The organism is Bdellovibrio bacteriovorus (assembly GCF_041888015.1).
GTDB lineage: Bacteria > Bdellovibrionota > Bdellovibrionia > Bdellovibrionales > Bdellovibrionaceae > Bdellovibrio.
Window position 1 is genome coordinate 1,177,675 of the sequence record NZ_CP168968.1, and the last position, 21,017, is coordinate 1,198,691.

At 48.4% G+C, this 21,017-nt stretch carries 21 protein-coding genes and 1 tRNA gene; 9 read left to right on the top strand and 13 right to left on the bottom strand.

Annotated features, from left to right (window positions below; translation table 11 throughout):
* Positions 1–4 precede the first annotated feature (4 nt).
* Both ACES2G_RS05735 and ACES2G_RS05740 read left to right on the top strand, forming a co-directional pair.
* Positions 5–556, top strand: coding sequence for a hypothetical protein (locus tag ACES2G_RS05735; protein WP_347358411.1), 552 nt, complete (start codon positions 5–7; stop codon positions 554–556).
* Positions 556–885, top strand: coding sequence for a BolA family protein (locus ACES2G_RS05740; protein ID WP_347358410.1), 330 nt, complete (start codon positions 556–558; stop codon positions 883–885). Before ACES2G_RS05735 ends, ACES2G_RS05740 begins: the two co-directional genes overlap by 1 nt.
* Before the next feature lie 106 nt (positions 886–991).
* Here the strand turns inward: ACES2G_RS05740 and ACES2G_RS05745 are convergent, their stop codons facing one another.
* Positions 992–1,243 (bottom strand): hypothetical protein, encoded by a 252-nt coding sequence (locus ACES2G_RS05745; RefSeq protein WP_347358409.1) that lies wholly within the window; start codon positions 1,241–1,243, stop codon positions 992–994.
* A 203-nt stretch (positions 1,244–1,446) separates the two neighbouring features.
* Between ACES2G_RS05745 and ettA the strand changes: the two genes are divergently transcribed.
* Positions 1,447–3,117 carry an energy-dependent translational throttle protein EttA gene (ettA, locus tag ACES2G_RS05750; protein ID WP_374001532.1) on the top strand — a complete coding sequence of 557 codons (1,671 nt, stop codon included), beginning with the start codon at positions 1,447–1,449 and terminating at the stop codon, positions 3,115–3,117.
* A gap of 6 nt (positions 3,118–3,123) precedes the next feature.
* Positions 3,124–3,969: a DUF4010 domain-containing protein gene (locus ACES2G_RS05755; RefSeq protein WP_374001533.1), complete on the top strand. Its 846-nt coding sequence runs from the start codon at positions 3,124–3,126 to the stop codon at positions 3,967–3,969.
* A gap of 10 nt (positions 3,970–3,979) precedes the next feature.
* Here ACES2G_RS05755 and ACES2G_RS05760 read toward each other — a convergent pair whose 3' ends face one another.
* From ACES2G_RS05760 to ACES2G_RS05770, 3 genes are all read right to left on the bottom strand, one after another.
* A complete protein-coding gene (locus tag ACES2G_RS05760; RefSeq protein WP_374001534.1) occupies positions 3,980–7,318 on the bottom strand; it encodes a beta strand repeat-containing protein in 3,339 nt (1,112 codons plus the stop codon).
* Between the two features lie 82 nt (positions 7,319–7,400).
* Positions 7,401–8,681: a sensor histidine kinase gene (locus ACES2G_RS05765; protein ID WP_374001535.1), complete on the bottom strand. Its 1,281-nt coding sequence runs from the start codon at positions 8,679–8,681 to the stop codon at positions 7,401–7,403.
* Between the two features lie 91 nt (positions 8,682–8,772).
* Positions 8,773–9,177, bottom strand: a complete 405-nt coding sequence (locus ACES2G_RS05770; protein WP_347358404.1) for a J domain-containing protein — start codon at positions 9,175–9,177, stop codon at positions 8,773–8,775.
* Positions 9,178–9,447: 270 nt separating this feature from the next.
* On the opposite strand from ACES2G_RS05770, the gene ACES2G_RS05775 reads away from it, so the two are divergent.
* From ACES2G_RS05775 to ACES2G_RS05790, 4 genes are all read left to right on the top strand, one after another.
* A complete protein-coding gene (locus tag ACES2G_RS05775) occupies positions 9,448–9,867 on the top strand; it encodes an SWIB/MDM2 domain-containing protein (protein ID WP_374001536.1) in 420 nt (139 codons plus the stop codon).
* 155 nt (positions 9,868–10,022) lie between these two features.
* The gene (gene map / locus ACES2G_RS05780; protein WP_347358402.1) at positions 10,023–10,787 is read left to right on the top strand and encodes a type I methionyl aminopeptidase; all 765 of its coding nucleotides are present in this window, start codon (positions 10,023–10,025) and stop codon (positions 10,785–10,787) included.
* A gap of 86 nt (positions 10,788–10,873) precedes the next feature.
* Positions 10,874–12,289, top strand: a complete 1,416-nt coding sequence (gene ahcY, locus ACES2G_RS05785) for an adenosylhomocysteinase (RefSeq protein WP_374001537.1) — start codon at positions 10,874–10,876, stop codon at positions 12,287–12,289.
* 368 nt (positions 12,290–12,657) lie between these two features.
* A complete protein-coding gene (locus tag ACES2G_RS05790) occupies positions 12,658–14,337 on the top strand; it encodes a thioredoxin family protein (protein WP_374001538.1) in 1,680 nt (559 codons plus the stop codon).
* 56 nt (positions 14,338–14,393) lie between these two features.
* Here the strand turns inward: ACES2G_RS05790 and ACES2G_RS05795 are convergent, their stop codons facing one another.
* The 4 genes from ACES2G_RS05795 to ACES2G_RS05810 form a co-directional block, all read right to left on the bottom strand.
* Positions 14,394–15,524, bottom strand: coding sequence for a DNA alkylation repair protein (locus ACES2G_RS05795; RefSeq protein ID WP_374001539.1), 1,131 nt, complete (start codon positions 15,522–15,524; stop codon positions 14,394–14,396).
* A gap of 17 nt (positions 15,525–15,541) precedes the next feature.
* Positions 15,542–16,063, bottom strand: a complete 522-nt coding sequence (gene orn, locus ACES2G_RS05800; RefSeq protein WP_347356850.1) for an oligoribonuclease — start codon at positions 16,061–16,063, stop codon at positions 15,542–15,544.
* Between the two features lie 86 nt (positions 16,064–16,149).
* A complete protein-coding gene (locus tag ACES2G_RS05805; RefSeq protein ID WP_347356852.1) occupies positions 16,150–16,557 on the bottom strand; it encodes a response regulator in 408 nt (135 codons plus the stop codon).
* A gap of 116 nt (positions 16,558–16,673) precedes the next feature.
* Positions 16,674–16,949: a heavy metal-associated domain-containing protein gene (locus ACES2G_RS05810; RefSeq protein ID WP_347356853.1), complete on the bottom strand. Its 276-nt coding sequence runs from the start codon at positions 16,947–16,949 to the stop codon at positions 16,674–16,676.
* A 185-nt stretch (positions 16,950–17,134) separates the two neighbouring features.
* On the opposite strand from ACES2G_RS05810, the gene ACES2G_RS05815 reads away from it, so the two are divergent.
* A tRNA-Asp gene (locus ACES2G_RS05815) sits at positions 17,135–17,211 on the top strand.
* 137 nt (positions 17,212–17,348) lie between these two features.
* On the opposite strand, the gene ACES2G_RS05820 is transcribed toward ACES2G_RS05815, so the two are convergent.
* The 5 genes from ACES2G_RS05820 to ACES2G_RS05840 all read right to left on the bottom strand — a co-directional run bounded on the left by ACES2G_RS05820 (position 17,349) and on the right by ACES2G_RS05840 (position 20,899).
* Positions 17,349–18,542, bottom strand: a complete 1,194-nt coding sequence (locus ACES2G_RS05820; RefSeq protein WP_374001540.1) for a hypothetical protein — start codon at positions 18,540–18,542, stop codon at positions 17,349–17,351.
* A 5-nt stretch (positions 18,543–18,547) separates the two neighbouring features.
* Positions 18,548–18,991: a hypothetical protein gene (locus ACES2G_RS05825; RefSeq protein WP_374001541.1), complete on the bottom strand. Its 444-nt coding sequence runs from the start codon at positions 18,989–18,991 to the stop codon at positions 18,548–18,550.
* Between the two features lie 64 nt (positions 18,992–19,055).
* Positions 19,056–19,379 (bottom strand): helix-turn-helix domain-containing protein, encoded by a 324-nt coding sequence (locus ACES2G_RS05830; RefSeq protein WP_374001542.1) that lies wholly within the window; start codon positions 19,377–19,379, stop codon positions 19,056–19,058.
* Entirely contained in the window at positions 19,376–19,642 is a 267-nt protein-coding gene (locus ACES2G_RS05835; protein WP_374001543.1) for a type II toxin-antitoxin system RelE/ParE family toxin, read from the bottom strand. Before ACES2G_RS05835 ends, ACES2G_RS05830 begins: the two co-directional genes overlap by 4 nt.
* On the bottom strand, positions 19,643–20,899 hold the full coding sequence (locus ACES2G_RS05840; protein ID WP_374001544.1) for a hypothetical protein: 1,257 nt from the start codon (positions 20,897–20,899) through the stop codon (positions 19,643–19,645).
* Positions 20,900–21,017: the final 118 nt, after the last annotated feature.

Below are 21,017 nucleotides of genomic sequence, written 5' to 3' on the forward strand. Positions count from 1 at the left end.
TGCCATGCCAGAGATCAAAGATTACGACGGAAAAAAGAAGCACCAACACTCCAAAAAACGCCGTCCTCACCACGAGGCGCAAACAGAAGAGATCATGGCTGACGCTGCGGAAATACAAGCCGAAGCGGAGGTGACTATGGACGAGGCTCAAGAGATCAACACTGAAGCGCAAAACGAAGGTGTGAAGGCTCAGGAAACCGTTCTGGAAGCTAAAGATATGATTTCTGAAGGGGCGCCGATCTTTGAGGAAGAAACTCAAAGCTATTCAAATACGGAAGAAGCGCAAAAGATTCATCTGGATTTCTATGGCAGTGAGATGATTCGTCAAAAAGCTCCTAAAGTGATGGAATTGGCTGACTCTGTGGCTGATGAATGGGTGAAAGACGGACAATTCGAAGGTCTTCCGGTTGGAAATCCATTGGCCCAAGTTGCGGCAGCAAAGGCTTTACGCAAAGCCAAAGACGTGGAAAAGAAGCTGGAAGAAAAAGGCGTCTTTGCTATGGCTAAAATGGGCATTGATCTGATTAAGTCCAAAATCGACAAAAGAAATCACTAATGTCCTCTAGAGAGCAAAGAATCCGAGAGATCTTAACCCAGTCCCTGGCTCCCTTGGAGCTAGGGGTGGAAAATGAAAGCCACATGCATTCGGTCCCGCCGAACAGCGAGACGCACTTTAAGGTGCTGGTGGTTTCTGAGGCCTTTGATGGCAAATCCCGCATTGACCGCCAAAGGCTGGTGAATGACCTTTTGAAGTCTGAACTTCAATCCGGTCTGCACGCCCTTACCCAGAAAGCCCTGACTCCAAAAGAATGGGAAGCTCAAAAAGACACGCTGAACTTTGTCAGTCCTGAATGTTTGGGTGGCAGTAAGCACGATCGTCGTTGACTCTTGAGGGGGTTCACCTTTGGTGGATTGACTGGGGTGGATTCGTTCACGGGGTTATGGAGACGGTCAGAGTTGGAAACAACAATCTGTGGCGCAAGGCCCGCGACTAATCGTTAAATTCGTTCAGTTTTGATTTAAGCTCACCCAGCAGGCGTTTGACTTCGTGCAGCTGCTCTTCGTCAGGGGAGACTTTATTGGTCATCTCTTCAGTCAGCGTTTCCCACGTATTCAAAGCCTGTTTGAGGTCTGAATTCAGATTCCCAAACAAGGACTTCTTGGACACGGTTTCTTTCTTCTCGGAGGAAGGCGCCGGTTCCTGGGGTTGATTTTGTTGCTGCTCTAAGATGTCGCCACTCATTAAATGCTAGTTTCTATCCGTTGTTTTCAGCTTTTTGCTTACTTTTTATACCGGAAACCCGGTTTTCTATCAGAAGCGCGTCCTGCGCAGGGGTCGATAGTGTGATAAATGGAACTCCATTTGACAAGCGTTTTTGGGCTGGTAGATTACTTCGCGTAAAGTAAATCCAGTGCCGAATACGGTCTTTTTAGGAGTGTGACATCATGTCTCAAGAGATTATCTACACAATGAAGGGCGTAAGTAAAGTATATCCTCCACAAAGATATGTGCTGAAGGATATTTATCTTTCTTACTTCTATGGAGCTAAGATTGGCGTTTTGGGTCTGAATGGTTCTGGTAAATCCACTTTGCTGAGAATTATGGCAGGCGTGGACAAAGACTTCCTGGGTGAAGCTTTCCCTTCTAAAACAATGAAAGTCGGTTACTTCGAACAAGAACCGCACTTGGATGAAACGCTGTCTGTGAAAGAAAACATCTTTGCAGGTATGGGCGAGCTTCCAAAAGTGATGAAAGAATACAACGCCATCAATGACAAGTTCAGCGATCCGGATCTGGATCCCGATGAAATGAACAAGTTGATCGAAAAGCAGGGTGTGCTTCAGGAAAAGCTGGAGGCCTTGGGTGCTTGGGACGTCGATCAAAAAATCGAAATCGTAATGGACGCTCTTCGCTGTCCAGATGGTGATCTGCCGGTGACAAACCTTTCCGGAGGTGAAAAACGCCGTGTGGCTTTGGCCCGTTTGATCATGTCTGAGCCTGATATTTTATTGCTGGATGAGCCGACGAATCACTTGGATGCCGAATCTGTGGCTTGGTTGGAACAATACCTTTCCAAGTTCCCGGGAACTGTTATCGCGGTAACGCATGACCGTTACTTCTTGGACAATGTGGCTGGCTGGATTCTGGAGTTGGATCGCGGTGAAGGTATTCCTTGGAAAGGGAACTACACAAGCTGGTTGGAACAAAAAGACAAACGTCAGGCAAATGAAGCCAAAGATCAGGTTAGAAAAGCGCGTACTTTGGAGCGCGAGTTGGATTGGATCCGTCAAGGGGCAAAAGCTCGTCAGGCGAAATCCAAGGCTCGTATTTCCAATTACGAAAACCTGTTGAAAGAAGCATCTCCAGAGAAAATCCAAGAGATGTCCATCTACATTCCACCAGGACCTCGTTTGGGTGACATCGTCGTTGAAGCTCAAGGCATCACCAAAGCTTACGACCACAAAGTTCTTTTGGATGATGTGAGCTTCACAATTCCAAAAGGTGCGATCGTGGGCGTGATTGGTCCGAACGGTGTGGGTAAATCCACTTTGTTCCGTATGATTACGGGTAAAGAGCAGCCAGATTCTGGTTCTTTCAAAGTTGGTGAAACAGTAAAGATCGCCTATGTTGACCAGACCCGTGAAACTCTGGATCCAAACAAATCCATCTATGAAGAACTTTCCGGTGGCGCTGATGTGATTCAGTTGGGCACGCGTGAAATCAATGCTCGTCAGTATGTTTCATGGTTCAACTTCTCGGGTTCTGACCAGCAAAAGAAAGTGGGTCAGTTGTCCGGTGGTGAAAGAAACCGCGTGAACATGGCGAAGATCCTGAAGCAAGGTGCGAACTTGTTGCTTCTGGATGAGCCGACGAATGACCTTGATGTGAACACCATGCGTGCATTGGAAGAAGCACTGCTTGAATTCGGTGGATCCGCGGTTGTGATTTCGCACGATCGTTGGTTCTTGGATCGCGTGTGTACACACATCATGGCGTTTGAGGGTGATTCTAAGATTGAGTTCTACCCTGGAAACTTCACCGAATACGAAGAAGACCGTAAACGCCGCCTTGGCGAAAATGCAGGTCCAAAACGTATTCGCTTCAAAATGGTGTAAGACCTGATGAAAAATCAGTGGGTAAGGGCAGGGTTATTCCTGCTCTTTCTTTTTGTTGCCTCCAAACTTGTGCCACCACATCCGGTGGACCCCTGGGGGTTGTTCCGTCCGCAGAAGATTCTATTTATGTTCTTTGCTCTTTCTGCTTTGCAAGTGATGGGCGAAGTTCTGTCGCTGTGGGTGGGACCTAAAGCGGGAATCGTCATGACCGGATTTTTGGGTGGTTTGCTTTCAAGCACTGCCACGACAGTGACCTTGGCGAAGGAAAGTCACGAGGCTAACGGTTCTCAGACACTGCGAATGGCGGCCTTGCAAAGTGCTATTCTGGCCATGTTAATTCAAGCTGCAGTGCTGATCAGTGCTGGTGGTTTAGAAGCCTTTCAGTTGGTGGGGCTGCATTTCGTCATTCTTGGACTGATCACCGTGGCGTTGATCGCTTTGCTGTGGAGACGAAAATCCCGGCCCCATCCGGCGATGGTTGGGGCGAACGAAATTTTGGATGTAAAATCATCCTTGAAGCTGACAGTTTTCATCGTACTGATTTTGGCGGCCTCCAAACTTGTTCAAGAGTGGGCCGGAGGTCAGGGGTTGATGCTTCTGACTTTTGTCATTTCGTTGTTTGAAGTGCATGGTTCTTTGATTTCCACTTCGCAGCTTCTGGCGGCAGGGAAAATTGATGGCCCTCAGTATGAGCGTCTGGTTGAAACGTCCTTATTGGCAAGCTACGTTTCAAAATTTGCATTGATAGCGATGATTTCAAATGCGGGCTTCCGTAAAAGAGCCCTGATGACGCTAGCCCCGGCGATGTTGTTTTTGCTATTGCATTTGCTGGGGTGGATTCACCTTCGTTAGCGTAAGCCGATCATTGACCTACGCCCATCCATTTGACTGAAAAGTTTGAAGTGTTGTGAATCAGAGTTGAGGCACTGCAGTTTGTGCCATCGAAGGCTCCGAATATACCCACATAGACTCTGAAGCTGGTTGGGGTTGCGGCGTAGATAGAAGTGGTCCCGGCAGAGAGCCAGTGGCTGCCCCCGGCATTGAGAGTCGGGAAGTAATTAAAGATGGAGCTAAAGCCGCAAGCGGTCGTGGAAATGTCTTTGTAGGCGCCACAGACCGGGACCCCGTTGGGGTTCATAGCATAGAAGACCCAGCCTCCAGCGGTGGACTCTCCAACACAGGCTCGCAGAGAATTCCCTGAGGTGTCCTTGACGGCGCCAAACATTTTTCCCATCACAGTCACATCGCCATTGGCACCAATGTTCATGCTCTCTTGACGAGTGGTAGAGCCGTTCGGCGTTGTGGAAATACTAATAGCAGTTCCCTTGGCCGTCGCCGTGTGAGTTTCCGTTGCTCTAAAGCTGATGTTCGCATGAGGTGGCCAAATGTTGTTTGAAGGCGTAGGAGTCTCTGACCTATAGGCTATACCAGCAACTTCACTTCCGGTCGTAGGGTAGGTGGTGGACCGCTGCACAATAAAAGGACTCCCTCCATCCATGGTTAGATCTGCATCTGTGGAGTTGAGGTGAATCGTGGAAAGGGGATCCGTAGTGCCGACTCCCAGGTTGCCCTGACTCGTGATACGCATTTTTTCAGTGTCGGCTCCTGCTGCGGCCGTGTAGAAGCGCAAGTTCCCATTCACGGCAATATTAAAGTCGGTTTCAGCCGAAGCAATAATGCGCGAACCGTAGTCATGAGTCGTACCATTCCAGCCGCGGAAGGCAATGACCCCTATGTTGTCGTTGGCCAGAACCGGGTTGCGCGTGGTTGTGTTGCCACGAGCACGTGCCAAATTGATCTGCGGCAAAGCGGTTTCAGCGTTGGTGCCTTCGATGAACAAGTCATCGCCATAATCTGTGCCATCCCCCACGATATGCAGTCGGCGGGTGGGGGAGGTGGTGTTAAGACCAATGTACCCTTCAGGACTTAAACGCATGCGTTCGGCATAGCTCGAAGATGCGGTTTGCACTCCAAAGACGAGATTCGGAGTGTATCCGGTGGAATTTGAAACAGCACCCATATAGGCGTTTTGTGTGGTGCCGCCGGTGTTGTTCACAGACATTCCATACAAAGACATCGAGCTGTTAAGGTTGTTTGTGTTTTGATTGAAATGACTGGTGAACGAGTTGATCGGAGTGGCCGATCCTCCGGTTGGAGTGTAGGGCGAGTTATTATTGAAGTACGCCAGCATCCTGCCGGACTCAATGCCGCTGGCCGTAGGTACGCGCAGTTTGGAGAAGCTCCATTCGCCCAAGGTCATGCCGCCAGCAGTAAGGCCGATAGTGCCAGCACCAGAGCGATAGATTCCCAGAGTGGTTTCTGCTGAAAAAGTCAGTGATGGGGCCGCGCTGGTTCCTGTTGCCAGCTTCAGCGGTGCTGTCATACTCACAGTGCCATCAGACTTGAAATCGCCATAATTGGGCAGCAGGGCTGACGGAACTTTGCCAGTGCCATCGAGCTCTACCAAATTGCCGGCCGAGGTTCCGAAGTTTTTTGTGGCTGCCGTGCCGAGCCCGGAAACCTGGGTGTTGGCAATGGCGATGTCCGCGCAAGTGAAGGTGTCAGTGATGGCGCTCCAATTCAGGGTTTTATTCGCCGTTGAACATGAAGCTGGCATTTGGGTGTTCCCAGTGACGGTCGAGCGCAATTCGCCAAAGCCAAGGTATTGAACATTCCATTTGCTGGAGTCATAAATCAGCACTTGCCCGACGGAGGGAGTGGTGCTTCCCACTGACACACCTTGGATCTTTTCGACTTTGGAATTGCTAAGCCCTGCGGTGGATGTGACATCTCCGGCCAGATTTGGAAGATCCGTGGCTGTGACGTTGGCGCCACTGGAGATCAACCCTTTGGAATTCACAGTCACTTTGCTGTAGGTTCCGGCGGCCACGCCAGAGTCATTCAGTGAAATCACCGGAGCCGTTCCCCCGGAGCTGGCCAGGGGAGCAGATGCGGTGACGCCCGTGACCGTGCCTCCGCTAGAGGTGACCGTGGTCCACGAAAGTTGGCCGGCACCGTTGGTGGTCAACAGTTGACCGGTACTGCCGTCAGAGGTGGGAAGTTCATAACTGGTATTTTGCGACAGTGTTGGGGCTTTTAGCTCCACATAGTTGGTGCCCGAATAAACGCGCAACCCACTGGAGGTTTGGATCAGCCCACTGGTATTGATAGCGGTGGTGCCGCCGATGGTTCCTGAGGTGATGGCATTTCCCGAAACTTTGCCTGCGGTGGTGATGGTTGCAAGCTTGCTGTTGGCGATGGCCGCCCCAGCGGCAATATCCGCGTCGACGATGGTGCCATCGGCAATTTTCGCAGAGGTCACCACATCATCATTTAAGGTGACTGTTGCGGTCGGTGCTCCCGTAGCAGTGACGTCTCCGTTAAGGCCCGTCAGGGCTCCCGAAGTTCCTTGGTCATCAGCAGGGGCCCATTTTGCCCCGTCGTATTTCAGCACTTTGCCAGAACCGATTCCGGTCATGTCGACTGCAACACCCTTGATGCGGTCAACACTGGTGGTGGCTTGAGTGCCAGAGACATCGCCGGAAAGATTTCCCGTAAAACCGGCGGCGCTGCCAGTAATATTACCGCTGACATTGGTGCCTGTGACCACCGGAGCTGTGCATTCGAAGGTTCCTGCAGGGGCAATATGACGCAGATACTGACCTGTCGAGCAGAAAGGAACAGAAGTTTTGAAGACAAAGTCGCTGGCGACATTTGTTCCCAAGCGTTGGGCGCTTTGTGCCACCTGAGCACGTCCGGCATAGGGAACGGAACGAATTTCGTTGTCAGGGGTAATCAGTTTCCAGCCAGTGCCGTCATGGAATTGCACGCGCAAGATGCGATTGTCATCGGCTACCGGAACGTAGCTTCCGCCGCCTTCACAGGGCAGGGTGGCTCCATTGTCAAAGCTATCGAGCAGTTTGAAGCCTGCCGCTGACGGATAGTTCTTCGTGCCGGTCCCAATGGGAACGTCAAAAACCCCGCCAGAGTTTCGCATGTCGATGGCGCTGGAAGTTTCACGATAAAGGGCGCAGGTTCCCGTCGGATTCATGACAGTGAATTCGAAGCGAACTCCGTTGACCTCTAAAGCATCCCCTTGGGAGTTTTTGATCCGGCCCTGATAGGTCAGGGAACCTGGGGTCGCAAAGGTCAATAGTGGCAAAAGAAATGCCATGAATGCAAAGACGTTCCGTATTTTCATAAAGAACTTATCGGTATTTTGTGAGCCGAAAAACAGTACTAATTTGCAATGTGAGGTCTGAAGTGTGTTGTTTTGAGACGGACTAAATGGCGGTTTTGGCCAGGGGAAGTTTGAGGATGACGTGGGTCCCGCTTTGAGCGGAGGAGCTGGTTTCTTCACTGGAGAAAACCTCGATAGTGCCATCCATCATTTGCAGATACTCACGCACCAGAGGCATCCCATAGCCAGTGCCTTTTTCCCCTTGAGTCCCTGGGCGCGTGGTCTGTGAATTTAGGTTGAAGATATTGGCCAGGATCTCTTTGGGAATGCCAATGCCATAGTCACGGATTTCAATGACCACTTCAGTTTCGGTCGGGTAGGCGCAAAGGTCGATACGCTCTCCCGGATGAGAGAATTTGATAGCGTTATTGATCAGGTTGGACAGGACGACATTGCTCAAGATGGTCTTTTCCCCGTGAATGGGCATGCGGTCGCGGGAGATATCCAGTTGCAGTTTGATGCCTTTTTGCTGGGCCGTGGCGACGGTGTTTTCGTAAACCTCGTTCAGCACCATGGTGAGATTCAGAGGCTTCAAGGGCATGACGGCCTTGCCATCCTTGACGGACTTTAGGTGTCGAACCTGCGCCAGAAGATTGACGATATCGTCGACGGCGCGTTCAATCTTGTCCAGCTCCAAAGAGCTCAGGCTGTGTTCTTCGCGGTCCTCTTTAGCTTTAACCAGGTTGTAGGTCATTGTTGAAAGTGTATTGGCAATATCGTGAATCAGGACTCGGAGCAGGTTTTCGATGTCGAGGTTCTTTTCCTCAAGGTTCTTCATCAGACTTTTTTCGCCACGTATATAGTAGTGGGTATTGAAGCCGGAGAAGAGCAGGAAGAGGATGATATTAAAGAGTTTCTCCTGACCATAGTTGCCGTATTGGGCAATAATATTGGGGCCAAAGCCACTGGCACGTGCATACCAGAAGAAGATCAGGACCATCGTAACTATGGCATAACCTAAGACGGCTCCAGGGACTCCGACAAGGATTCCGCAGATCAGTGGGATGGCCGTTAACCAGAAGATCCCGGGCGCATCAATACCTCCCGAGAGGTAGAGGAAGTATGAGACGATGACGACGGCCATGACGCATAATATAGATGCAGAGACCAGATAGTTATTGCTGAACCTCAGGCTTAAGGGAGGGATCAGGAGCAGGGTGATCCAGGTCGGAATAAGGATAGGGTTGTATTTGCTGACACCATATTGATAGTTGAACTTCAATAGATAGACCAGGGTCACAGCCAGCCCTAAGAAGTAGATGACTTTAAAATAAGTCAGACGCTTCTTGTATGCGTCTTCGGATGTGAAACTGAGATCCCGCATGCTGTTTTTTCCTGGTTGCTTCCATTATGCAATATCGGCGTAGAAACTAAAGGCGTAAGGAAATTTCAACAATGTAATCTTGTTTAGTGTATCAAAGGGATACAAGAGGGCGCAGGCAGTTGTAGTGCTCTTTCAGGGTCATGAACTGCTGGGAGTTGCCACCATGATCCGGGTGCAGAACCAGCGCCGCCTGACGGAAGGCCTTTTTCAATTCGTTCGCAGTAAAACCTTCGGACAGATCCATGATCCAGTTTTTCAGGAATTCAAAAGCTTCTTTCTGGGAGGGGGAAAAGCTATGTGCCTTGCGCTGAGGGCGTACGGTCGGACGTGGATAGTGTCCACGCGGAGAGTTGAATTCGTGCTTGCCGATCCTGCCCATCAGGTACGCCAAGTGAGAAGGGTCGGCATTAAGCAGGCTTTCTTCGGAGGCGTTCACGAAGGTTTCGGAACCCATTTTCTCTCTGAGAATTTGCTTAAAGCTTGCCTGAAAACTCATGCAATTCTTATCGGTATGTAAGGGAAACAGCTCAGTCCAGAAGGTGTTTCCCCTGCGAAAAACGGACTTTTTCAGAGGGGGAGGGGGGCTTTCTCTAGGGGAAAAAGGTATTTCCCGAGGGGAAAAGGGGGTGAAGTCGGGTCTTTTCCGCTCTCCGAGCGCAAAAAAAATGATTTCCCCTGCATTTTCTTTTGGACAAACGACTCGACTTAGATACACACTAAGTTCATTCGGATAAACAAGACTAAAAACCTAACGGAGGAATTTCGAATGGCAAAAGCAAAAGCTACTAAAAAAGCTACAACTAAGAAAGCAGCTCCTAAAAAAGCAGCAGCAAAAAAAGCAGCTCCTAAAGCAGCTAAAAAAGCCGCTCCTAAAGCAGCAGCTAAAAAAGCAGCTCCTAAAAAAGCAGCAGCTCCTAAAAAAGCTAAAACTGCTCGTAAACCAAACGCAGCTTTCATGAAAGCGTTGACTCCATCTGCAGCTTTGGCAGCAGTTGTTGGCGCTTCTCCACTTCCACGTACTGAAGTTGTTAAAAAACTTTGGGCTTACATCAAGAAGAACAATCTTCAAGATGCTAAGAACAGAAGAAACATCAATGCTGACGCTAAATTGAAAGAAGTTTTCGGCGGCAAAACTCAAGTTTCTATGTTCGACATGACTAAATTGGTTTCTAAGCACCTTAAATAGGTCTTAGACTCAAATTGAGTTGAACACTAAAAACCCAGGGCTCAAATCCTGGGTTTTTTCGTTTTTTCACGACGAAGATACAGAGTAAACACCTATAGGCTCCCTTCAGAGATTGGTCTGTTCAAGGGTGGGGGGCTTGTGCTATACCATCCCCTATGGGAATTAAGCCGCTTTCTTTGGAAGAAATCAAAAAGATGACTGTTGCCTGCCGTATTGCAGCCGACACTCTGACCTACCTCGACAAATACATCAAAATTGGAATGACCACGAACGAGATCGACCAGCTTTGCTTCGATTTTATGGCCACTAAGGGGGCCAAGTCGGCTTGCTTAGGTTACCACGGCTACCCTAAGTACACTTGTACTTCCATCAATGAGGTGGTCTGTCATGGCGTCCCTGATGACAAAACAATCCTGAAAGATGGCGATATCATCAACGTGGATGTGACGGCTTGGATTGATGGTTTCTTCGGAGACACCTCCAAAATGTACATGATCGGCAATGTGTCTGACGAAGCCAAAGATCTGGTGGAAGCAGCCCGCATGGCCCGCGACGTGGGTATCGAAGCCATTCGTCCCAATGGTTATACCGGTGACATCGGCTTTGAAACGAACAAGCTTGTGACTCGCAAAGGTTATGTGGCCGTGAAAGAGATCGGCGGCCACGGGGTGGGACGCAAGTTCCACGAAGAGCCCTTCGTTCCTTCCTATGGCAAAAAAGGCAAGGGCGAGCGCCTGGTGCCATTCCATTGTATCACCGTCGAACCGATGGTGAATCAGGGGACCGACGAGATCATCGAGTTCGATATCCCGGGCTCCAGCATCAAGTATTACAATACCGCAGATGGTCTATTATCAGCACAATTTGAACATACTGTGCTTGTGACAGATACTGGGTACGAAATTTTAACTCTGCCTTAGTAGGCAGAGCTGGAGTGCCGCTAGGCACGCAGGCTGAAGCAGAATTAAATTATATAACAAAAAACCTAAGACAAGGACTTCAATCAATGTCATTGACTACGACGAACGGAAAAACCGCTATGAAGAAAAATGCGAAAATGAAAGCTCCTACAGCTACAAAAGCTGCTGCAAAAACTCCGGCTGTTGACTACAGAGTCAGCAAAGAAGCGATGGAAAACCCAGAGGTTTTCGCAAAGCTTGCTAAATGGGGTCGTGAAGAGATCAAGATTGCTGAAACAGAAATGCCTGGTTTGATGGCTCTTCGTAAAGAGTACAAAAAACAGCAACCTTTGAAAGGCGCGCGGATTGCGGGCTGCCTTCACATGACAATTCAAACAGCGGTTCTGATCGAAACGCTTGTAGAGCTGGGTGCGGAAATCCGTTGGTCTTCTTGCAACATCTTCTCTACTCAAGACCACGCAGCCGTTGCAATCGCAGCAGCGGGCATCCCAGTATTTGCTTGGAAAGGTTTGACTGAGCAAGAGTTCAACTGGTGTATCGAGCAGACTATCGTTGGCTGGGGCAAAGACGGCTACAACATGATCCTGGATGACGGTGGCGATTTGACGAACATGATGCACGAGCCACGTTTCGCAAAAGAGATGAAGAAAATCATCGGTATCTCTGAAGAGACAACAACAGGCGTTCACAATCTTGAAGTTATGTTGAAAAAAGGCAAATTGAAAGTTCCTGCGATCAACATCAATGACTCTGTAACTAAATCTAAATTCGACAACTTGTACGGCTGCCGTGAATCTTTGGCAGACGGTATCAAGCGTGCCACTGACGTTATGGTTGCTGGTAAGATCTGCGTTGTTGCTGGTTACGGCGATGTGGGTAAAGGTTCCGCGCATTCTTTGCGTGGTCTGGGCGCCCGCGTTCTTGTGACTGAAATCGATCCAATCTGCGCGCTTCAAGCGGCAATGGAAGGTTTCGAAGTGACGACTATGGAAGATGCAGCTCCATTGGGTGACATCTTCGTAACAGCGACTGGCTGCTGCGATATCATCACTGACAAGCATTTCATGAAAATGAAAAACAACGCGATCGTGTGCAACATCGGTCACTTCGATATCGAAATCGACATGGCTTGGTTGAACAAGAATTCAAAAATCCGTGAAGTAAAACCACAAGTGGACATCCACACTTTGAAAAACGGCAAACAAGTCATCATCCTGGCTAAAGGCCGTTTGGTGAACTTGGGCTGTGCAACTGGTCACCCAAGCTTCGTAATGTCCAATTCCTTCACGAACCAAGTATTGGCGCAAATGGAATTGTTCAACAACCGCGACAAGTACCAAGAGATCGCAGTTTACCGTTTGCCTAAGCACTTGGACGAAAAAGTGGCGGCATTGCACTTGGATAAACTGGGTGTGAAGTTGACTAAGTTGACTGGCAAGCAAGCTAAATACTTGCACATGAGCCCGCAGGGTCCATTCAAACCAGAACACTATCGCTACTAATCACCCGCTTGGCGGGCAAAGCCTAGGACTTAAAATTTTCAAACAGTCCTCGCGCGAAGGGAGCCTATCGTGGCTCCCTTTTTTTATTTTCTTTAGTCTTCCGATTACCAGTGCTGTTCGCTCATGCGCTGTGGAACTCAATTTTAAGTCCTAGGCTCTGCCCGCCAAGCTGGCACTTGTGCTTCTTGTGAAGCTTTGGGGTTTGAGTTTTTTGCTGATGGTGTTTCGTGGTGAGGAGGCCTATGGATGTACGTAGTTGAAGACGTCGCTGACCCCATGAATAATTGGAGCAAAGTCGGTACAACGGAAGGATTTTAGGATTGTCACCAGGACAAGACGTGATAGGTTTTTCAGGGTAAGGAGAACTTATGAAGAGTCTTGTGCTGGTTTTCGCGTTGTTGTTTTCACTTGGTTCCTGGGCACGTCTTTCTGACGGCAAAGTTTCTTTTGCAGTATCAGGTGGAAAGATCCTGGGAACGGTTCAAAAAGGATTTCACTTCAATAAAGAAGCTCCAGCCAGCTTCACGATGAAAGGGGCCGAGATTGCTCCGCTGGTGAAAGAAGAGCATCAGTTGGTCTTTGCTTTACCAGCTAAAGAGCGTGAAGCATTTGAATTGGGTTTCTACGTTTGCGACGACAAAAAGACGGTGTGTGAAGAGCACAAGATGTCTTACGTTGTTGACGGCGGGAAGTTAAAACCTGCCAAAGAAGTTGTTAAAGAGGCCGCTGCCAAAGCCGCTGTGGTGCCGGTAAAATCTTCGGTGAAGCTTGAAAAGAACCATCATGGTTTTATTTTGAACGATCTGGAAGCTGCCAAGGCTTTGGCGCTTAAATCCAAGAAGAACTTGCTGGTGGACTATGGGGCCCCTTGGTGCCCGGCGTGTGTGCGTTTGGAAACCGAGGTGTTCGGTACTCAAAAATTCAAATCGGCAACCAAGGATCTGATTCTGGTCGCCCTGAACGCCGACATGAGTGTGAACAAGGCTTTCGGAAAACAGTATGATATTAAAGCCATTCCAACCGTATTGATTTTAAAACCAGACGGCTCTGAGCTGTATCGTTCTTTGGATTTCGTTCCAGCAGATGAATTTGCCAAAAGAATCCTGACCGCGAAAAAGAATCTGAAGTCTAACACCGAGCTTGAGAAGTTGGCCGCTGCCGGTGACAAGGCAGCCATGCTGGTTTTGGCCGAGCAAGCTAGTAATGCCTTGGATTACGAGAAAGCTGTGAAGTGGTATGTGGCAGCTGGTGCAGATTCGGATCGTTACGCGATGGCTGAAATGGGTTTGTGGGCTGATAAGGCCGAGTCCGACAAGAAAGAAACCGAATACTTTGCTGTTCTTAAAAAGTGGTCTGAAGCCAAGCCAAAAAGTTTCACGGCGGTGACGGCGGCGAACGATTGGGGCGGTTACCTTACTAGAAATAAAAAAGAGCTTCCTGCGGATCTGAAGGAAAAGCTGACAGCAAATATGGATTTCCTGAAAAAACTGGCGTCATCCAAAGTTGAGACCGTCAAATGGGTGGCGGCTTGGGAGGTCAGCGCCATGGCTCCGGCGGAAAGAGCCGAAGTTTTGACGATGTGGAAGACGGCGGCAGATCTTTTGAAAAACAAAGAAGAAGCTGCTCTGGCAACAGACGAACTGAAAAAAGAAATGTCTGTCATGAAGCTTTCAGAAAAACGTCCGGGCGAAGTGATGGCCGTACTTTCCTACTTCCGCACGGCAGAAATGCCAGTTGAAGAAGAGTCCTGGTTGCTGAAGCTTCTCAAAGAAGATGCAGCCAGCTATGTGCCTTATATGAAACTTGCCAACTACTATGTTCGCCAAAAGGCCTTCGACAAGGCCTTGCCTCAGGCAGAAAAAGCCGTGGCCCTGGGCGCGGATATGCGTTTGTACAATCTGAAAACTTTGGCAGAAATTCATAAAGAGCTAAAACAAAAAGACGAAGCCAAAAAGGCCATCGAAGTAGCTCTGGCCGATCCCGAAATTAAAACCGACCGCTACAAAAACCTTCTAAAATCTTTGGAAGAAATGAAGAAGAACCTCTAAAAGGTGCCTGCCGGGCCCGCCTCGGGGGGCTCTCGGTTCTTCTGGCTACAGCGTATCTATTTTAGAGTGAACGAAGCTTTCCCCAAGCTTTTGCCGTTCACAAATATCTCAAGAACGTGGGCTCCGGGATAAAGGACCCGCGTTGTTACGGGGCGGAAGGAATGCTTCTTGGTGAAGTCCATCCGCTCTTTCGCCTTTAAATCCTTGTTTGAAAGTTTGAACACTTTGGCAGAATGACTGCCATTGGATTTTTTGTAGTGAATCGCATAGTCGACCACCACGGTGGCATTCTGAGTGCTGGATAGAGCAAAGCTCATCTCCAGATGGCCACCTGTTTTAACGGTTTGTGGAGCCAGCTTCAGATCATGCAGTTTTACCACAGCCTCGGTGTGATAGCCTAAAAGTTGCAAAGCTTTGGGGTTTCCGGCCTTCACTTGGGTGCGCAGGGCATGACGAGTGATCCAGTCAATCTTGTCTTTGTGTTCTTTCGGACAGTCTTTCAGCCAGCGTTTCAAAGTTTTGATCACCAGTTCAGGGTGATCCTTGGTGATGTCGTTCAGGTGATTGGCGACGGATTTTCTCACATACAGTGAGTCGTCATATTTCAGTTCTTCCAAAAGCTCCAGGGCCGGGCGCGGATCTTTGATAAAGCTTCGCAGCAACTCACCCCACGGCAGGCGGGGCCTGGTACCTTCTGAAACCCAGCGGCGCACATGTTCACTGGGATCTTGGCTCCACAGCATCAGCTGTTTTAGCGTTCGTTCCTGATTGTGAATGATAAAAGGTCTGACGGCGAATTCGGCGGTAAATTTTTGTGTCAGCGTGTGCAGGGCATTCATGGATGCTTCAAAATGCTCCAGGCCATAGCGCTGCACAAATTCAGTGAAGGCCCAAAGATCAAAACCTTTTAAGGGATCAACGCCGGACTTGGGTTGGCGCGCGGCCTTTAAAAGAATCTTTAAGGCCTTGGGATACTCGGACGGAAGGTGAGTCTTCAGGAAATCACAGATCAAGCGCATGCGCGGCTTCATCTCAAGCTTTGGAAGTTCGTGACTGACTTGGATAAAGCCTTTGGAATCAAAGCTGGGATAGTGCTGCTGAATGTGGGCAGCCATGCGGCGAACCAACGCCTCATTAATCCAGTTTTTAAATGCGGATTCATTTTCGGTGGATTTTTTCTGAGGCATGGGTCGCAGAGTTCTTTCTAGAATTTCAGATTGTCACAATAGTGGCGCAGTTCCTGGATGCTTTCGCGGATGTCTTCCAGGGCGCGGTGCTTGTTGGACTTCTGATAGACGTACTTGAATTTGTTATTGATGATCACCTTCCAGGAGGACACATCCACCATACGGTAGTGCAGACGGGCGGCCAGTTCTGGCATGTACTTGTTGATGAACAGGCGATCTTGCATGATCGAGTTCCCGGCAAGGACAGGGCGCTCATTAGGATCTGGGAAGAACTTCTTCACCATGTCCATCAGCTTGGCTTCTACTTGATCCGGCTCCATGCCAAATGGCACCTTTGCGGTCAGGCCGGATTTCTTGTGGTGCTCAGTATTCCAAGCATCCATGTTGTCCAAAAATTTTTGCGGTTGTTTGACCACGGTTTCAAAAGTGGCCAGTTCTTTGAAGTTCAGATCCGTGACGACAGCCGCCACTTCGATGATCACTTCCTTCTCGACATCAAGACCGGTCATCTCCATGTCGATCCAAAAGAGCTTATTCATGAGAGTATCCTATTCTAGAGCCACTAGATTCTTGATGGCTCGGCTGCTCTCATTATGAGGGATCGGGGGCCGGGGAGACAAGACCTTTAGGCCTTCTGTTGCTCCATACCAGCTTTCAGGGCGCGCTCAACCGTTGTGATCAGGGAGTTTTCGTCCCAAGGTTTGTCGATAAAGGCATAGACTCCCAAGCGTTGAGCTTCAAGGACCATGTCTTTTTGGCCGTAACCGGTATGGATGATGAACGGGATATTCTGGCCGTTTTCGCGCATCCATTTCAGCACGTCCAAGCCGGACTTTTTAGGCATTTTTTCGTCAGACAAAACAGCGTCGAATTGGTGGGATCTCAAAAGGTCGATACCTTCGATGCCGTTGTTGGCGCGATGGATTTCAGAGGCACTATCCTCAAGCAAAGCCGAGAGGACTTCCAGAAGCTCAGATTCGTCGTCGATGATAAGCAGGCGACCCTTTATGGGTGCGGATGAGTTCGTAAGCATGTCCCCATTATGACAAAAAAAAGGGCCGGGGTCATGGTTCTAGAGTGCAAAGACCAGTCAATTTTTTTTGATCATACCCCCCTGTTTAGGAGGCATGATCAGATGAGGACAGGACCTTATTTGCTTTTTGTAGAGTTGGTGATCTTGTATTCACCGGCTTTAGATATCGCCGCTTGAATCTGATCTTGAGAAATGTTCACTCCGGATTTAGGAGAGATCACAACTTTCCCCATCGATACTTCGCACTTTTCCAGACCTTCCATTGTGCAGACTTGGGCCTTGATAGAGCGGGCGCAGGAACCGCAGTGCATGCCTTCCACGTTGTAAGTGATAGTTTCAGCCAAAGCGGCTTGAGAGAAGAAAAGAGCGGTTGCTGCCAATAGCATTTTCATCGAAAAACTCCTTGATGCTTTCAGAGATTATACCCAGTTTCGGGCCTTGAATAGGCGAATCTGGGGAGGTGGAGTCATCTTTTTGCTTAAAAAGATGGCATTAAACGGCAGGTTACAAGATTTTTAAAAAATCTTGTTGTATTGCGGGGGCAGCTTGGCTATAAAAGATTCTCCGAAACGCCACTGGGGTGGTAGTTAAGTTGGTTATAACGTCCGCCTGTCACGCGGAAGGCCGCGGGTTCGAGTCCCGTCCACCCCGCCATTTTTTCTCTGGAAGAGATGGTCAAAGAGTCTAAGTGGTAGATTTTATTTAAATATTCAAGGCAGCTCACAAGGCTGCCTTTTTTATTTCTCCCCTCGTGAGACGAGTTCTTTCCGAGAAAAAATGTTGCATTAGAGTTACTTCGTTTCGCGTTTAGTTGTCTTGGTTTCTAGTTTTTGTAGCAGAACCAATGCGGCCGTTACCTCGTTGAGTCCTTCTTGTTCGTGAAAATCATTAAAAGACATTTTGCAGTCGGGGAAGCTAGTAAAGAAGTCATGAGATTCGGCTGGAAAATATGCTTGATATGGGCTTCCGAAATCCATTCCACGATAAATGGGGCAGTTTGTTTCTCGGCGTTCTTGGTTTTTATCATCCAGATCTTTGAGGCAATCAGAAATACCTTCTTTGAAAGCCGCAAAGTTACGTTGAGTGCAGGTAGCCCCATGTCGTGCATAAACATCAAAAAGCTGCCAGGCTAAGAGACACTGGCCTGGTAAAAGACTCCGCTGGGTCACAACTTCCTTGTAGTAATTTAGTATCGGTACGACGTCATTATCAAAATATCTCGCAGCAGGATCTAAGCTCGGTTCTGATGCTTCTGTAGCATTGTTATATGTTTCGTGAACGGCCAAAAGAATTTGATCGTGCGTGGTTTTGTCGCCGAGATAGTGTTTTATAAACTCATGATCGAATAAACCTGCAGGTTCTTTTGTGAAGTTGGGCGAAAGGGCTGTCGGAATGAGGCCAATAATACCGTCGGATTTAAATGTGAAATAGGGTCCGTCTTGAAACACTCGTGAGGCGGGTGTTGCCACTGAGATCATTGAGGTCATGTTGCCGACATTCAAATTATCGAAGGCCGAATTTGTATAAAAGTTTCCTTGTGAGTGGGCCACAGTAATGATGGACCAGCCATTTTTCAGAGATGCCTGATAACTTTTGATCTGAAGAGAGAGATCGACGTCCAGCAGTTTTTCTACAGCTATGTATTTACTGAGGATGGTGGATACGTCTTTTGGATTAACCTGAAGAAGGTTGGCGAAAGATTTCCAAAAGCTGACGTTGATGTCTGTCACTTTCTGCCTGAACACCTGATGTAACTGAATCAGAGCGGCTTCGTCGGTATTAAATGCCAGCTTTACCGTTGCAAACTTATCGGATGGATACTTTCTTTGAAGCTTTTTCTGTAATTCGTCCTTACTTTCATTAGCGCCTACGCGATCATTAAACATCCCATTGGCAAAGTACAAAACTTTGGGGGAGTTGCAGTCCGCCCGAGAGAACAAAGGTAACAATAGAGCTAAGACACTGCTGGTGATCGTTAATTTCACTGGATTTAATCTTGAGTACATAGGGAGATATCTGGTCCGCCACCATCGAATACTCGGCCCGAAAGTCGTGCATTATAGCGAATATATCGTCGTTCGCGTTCACTTCCTTTGATAGCAAGATCCCTGATATCACCTAAAACACCGGATTCATCGGAGCCTTGCTTCTCTAGTACACCCAATACACAAGACATAGCTTTTTCCAGTTCGACATCAATCGCTACCGCATTGTCGGGGTTTTGCACCGCCAATTGAAGTGCCTTGGCCATTTGGAGAGCGGCCTTTTTTAGCTCAGGATTGCTGGCATAGCGAGTTTCAACAGACACGCGGACCTGTTCCCACCCACTAATTATAGATTCATCAGAACCATCCTTTTTGAAAAACCAAAACCCTAAAAGGATAAGTAATATCAAAAAAAGTACTGCCAAAGCTTTTTTAAAAGAAAAATTCATGAAGAAACCTTTATCTGAACGCTATGGTTTGGGGAACTTCTGGCCAGCGGCCTCAGTTCAGTCCTTAGGCTCCCTTTAAGAGGTTCAAAAATTGTGGGCCTTGTTTTTCCATTAATTCTAGCAGGCGATTGCTGGCATCGGCTGGCTTACGCTGTCCCTGCTCCCAAGAGCGTACTGTTGCAACTTTAACATTCATTATGGTTGCGAACTCGTCCTGAGTTGCCCCGAATACCGCGCGTAACTTTTTAATCTTTTTGCCGGTGAACTCAGGGGCAGGTGGGGGAAGCTCGCGAGTGCGGGTTGTAAGCTTCTTTTTTCCAACTTCAAATTCATGGGCGTCTTTCAGGCTTTGAATCAGAGCATCTTCAACTGACATTTTCTTTTTCATGATTCTTCTCCCTTTATCTTTTCTACTAATGCCTTAATGACTTTTTTACCTTCAGGACTTAGATCGTCAGCTTGGCCCTTATCATACAGAAACAGCAGGTGAGTGTGTTCTACATGGGGAAGATCCAGATAAAGGCCCCTGAATCCACCGCGCTTGCCTTTGCCGCGCTCCGTATCTTCGGACCGAAACTTACGAACACCGCCAGTGCCTTGAATAATATCTCCGCACTTTGGATTTTTAAGAACTTCACCCTTATCTATCACTCAAAACTGAAAGCCGATCCCCGGAGCTAAAGAGAATATCTTCGAGAATATCCAGATCTTCTCCTGCGGCAGGGCGCTTGTAGTTTCCAGTCGTATCGAAGCGGGTTGCCCGTTTCCTGCGTAATGGATCAAAATGTCGAAGGAGGGGACTGCGCTCCAGCCATTTTCGTCTTCGGGTTCCCTCGCCCAATAGGAAAGTTTGACCGTGGATTCTTGGGTGACCAGGTGTCGGGTGTGAACTGTAAACGTGTTTTCGTCGGTAGGAAGTTGAAAATGAAACGAAGACTCACCATTGTTGATGACAATGGCTTTCTTGTCGGCACTTAAGGTAAGGGAGCATTTTTGATTTTTCTCCGGATTGGTTTCCAGATCTTTAGTGACGCAGCTTTCGTCGATGGCTTTGTTTTTAATCCAGCCGATGAGATCCTGTAAACCTTTGGTTCCGCTTTCTTCTGGAGGGACCATTCGCAGTGCAGACCCCACGACTCTTTCATCAAAACCAAGGCCGATAAGATGCACAAAAATCTCGTCAGAGGTTTTTTCTGAAGTGGAATCCATCAGCAGATGTGTCGCTTCACGGATTTTGGGATAGTCTGCTGCGCTCAGGACCGAATACAGGGATTTTGCTTTAGCGGTGGCCGTGGTAGCACAGACTTGAGACTCCGGGAAAAGATCCTTCAGTCGGTTGCAGTAAGCATTTTTGAATGGCGCGAAATCTTCTGGATTTTTATCTCCGATTTGACGGACCTTGGACAGCACGTACAGGTCCATGACCGTTTCGTGGAAAATCAAATAGGCTTGAGTTTCTGCCGACAGACTGTTGAAGGCGGTGGAGTCGATCCAAACTTCGCCTTCAGTTTGGAAGGCATACTGTTCATAGTCTTTTGTTCGGAACTCCATTCCCATTTTCTCTGCATCGATGCGATTCAGCTTTTGAGGAACAAAAATCCAGGTCTTCTTTTGCAGCACGTTCAATAAAGCCGGATTGAACGAAGAGGTCCTTTCCAGAACTTTGCTGATTTCAGTTTTCCAGATACCAAGGGTTTCAAGTTTGGTGATGTACTGTTCGTACATTTTGGAGTTAAATCCGGTGCCGCCGCCGCCATCACCGGTATTTCCGCCACCTCCACTGGTTTCAGTGGGGCCGGTGCTGGTGTGCTCATTGGGTTGACAGGCGACGATAAACGTCATGAAGCCGCAAAGAAGCCAGGGCATAAGGCTCAATAAGAATCTGTTTCGCGATGCTTGCACTGTCATATTCGACTCCTGCCAGTCTGAAGAGCAAGCGCCATGCCTCACCAAAGGTCCCGAAATCTCAATTTGAGACAGTAAAAAGGTCCTGATTTTTGGCTCAAAAACCGAAAAACAGGTCGGG

Bases quoted from the DNA above. Each gene is read 5' to 3' on its own strand.
- ACES2G_RS05755 (WP_374001533.1), top strand. From the start codon at position 3,124: ATGAAAAATCAGTGGGTAAGGGCAGGGTTATTCCTGCTCTTTCTTTTT.
- ACES2G_RS05795 (WP_374001539.1), bottom strand. From the start codon at position 15,524: ATGCCTCAGAAAAAATCCACCGAAAATGAATCCGCATTTAAAAACTGG.
- ACES2G_RS05830 (WP_374001542.1), bottom strand. From the start codon at position 19,379: ATGAAAAAGAAAATGTCAGTTGAAGATGCTCTGATTCAAAGCCTGAAA.
- ACES2G_RS05740 (WP_347358410.1), top strand. From the start codon at position 556: ATGTCCTCTAGAGAGCAAAGAATCCGAGAGATCTTAACCCAGTCCCTG.
- ACES2G_RS05840 (WP_374001544.1), bottom strand. From the start codon at position 20,899: ATGACAGTGCAAGCATCGCGAAACAGATTCTTATTGAGCCTTATGCCC.
- ACES2G_RS05790 (WP_374001538.1), top strand. From the start codon at position 12,658: ATGAAGAGTCTTGTGCTGGTTTTCGCGTTGTTGTTTTCACTTGGTTCC.
- orn (WP_347356850.1), bottom strand. From the start codon at position 16,063: ATGAATAAGCTCTTTTGGATCGACATGGAGATGACCGGTCTTGATGTC.
- ACES2G_RS05735 (WP_347358411.1), top strand. From the start codon at position 5: ATGCCAGAGATCAAAGATTACGACGGAAAAAAGAAGCACCAACACTCC.
- ACES2G_RS05760 (WP_374001534.1), bottom strand. From the start codon at position 7,318: ATGAAAATACGGAACGTCTTTGCATTCATGGCATTTCTTTTGCCACTA.
- ACES2G_RS05810 (WP_347356853.1), bottom strand. From the start codon at position 16,949: ATGAAAATGCTATTGGCAGCAACCGCTCTTTTCTTCTCTCAAGCCGCT.
- map (WP_347358402.1), top strand. From the start codon at position 10,023: ATGGGAATTAAGCCGCTTTCTTTGGAAGAAATCAAAAAGATGACTGTT.
- ACES2G_RS05770 (WP_347358404.1), bottom strand. From the start codon at position 9,177: ATGAGTTTTCAGGCAAGCTTTAAGCAAATTCTCAGAGAGAAAATGGGT.
- ACES2G_RS05745 (WP_347358409.1), bottom strand. From the start codon at position 1,243: ATGAGTGGCGACATCTTAGAGCAGCAACAAAATCAACCCCAGGAACCG.
- ACES2G_RS05805 (WP_347356852.1), bottom strand. From the start codon at position 16,557: ATGCTTACGAACTCATCCGCACCCATAAAGGGTCGCCTGCTTATCATC.
- ACES2G_RS05825 (WP_374001541.1), bottom strand. From the start codon at position 18,991: ATGAATTTTTCTTTTAAAAAAGCTTTGGCAGTACTTTTTTTGATATTA.
- ettA (WP_374001532.1), top strand. From the start codon at position 1,447: ATGTCTCAAGAGATTATCTACACAATGAAGGGCGTAAGTAAAGTATAT.
- ACES2G_RS05765 (WP_374001535.1), bottom strand. From the start codon at position 8,681: ATGCGGGATCTCAGTTTCACATCCGAAGACGCATACAAGAAGCGTCTG.
- ACES2G_RS05775 (WP_374001536.1), top strand. From the start codon at position 9,448: ATGGCAAAAGCAAAAGCTACTAAAAAAGCTACAACTAAGAAAGCAGCT.
- ahcY (WP_374001537.1), top strand. From the start codon at position 10,874: ATGTCATTGACTACGACGAACGGAAAAACCGCTATGAAGAAAAATGCG.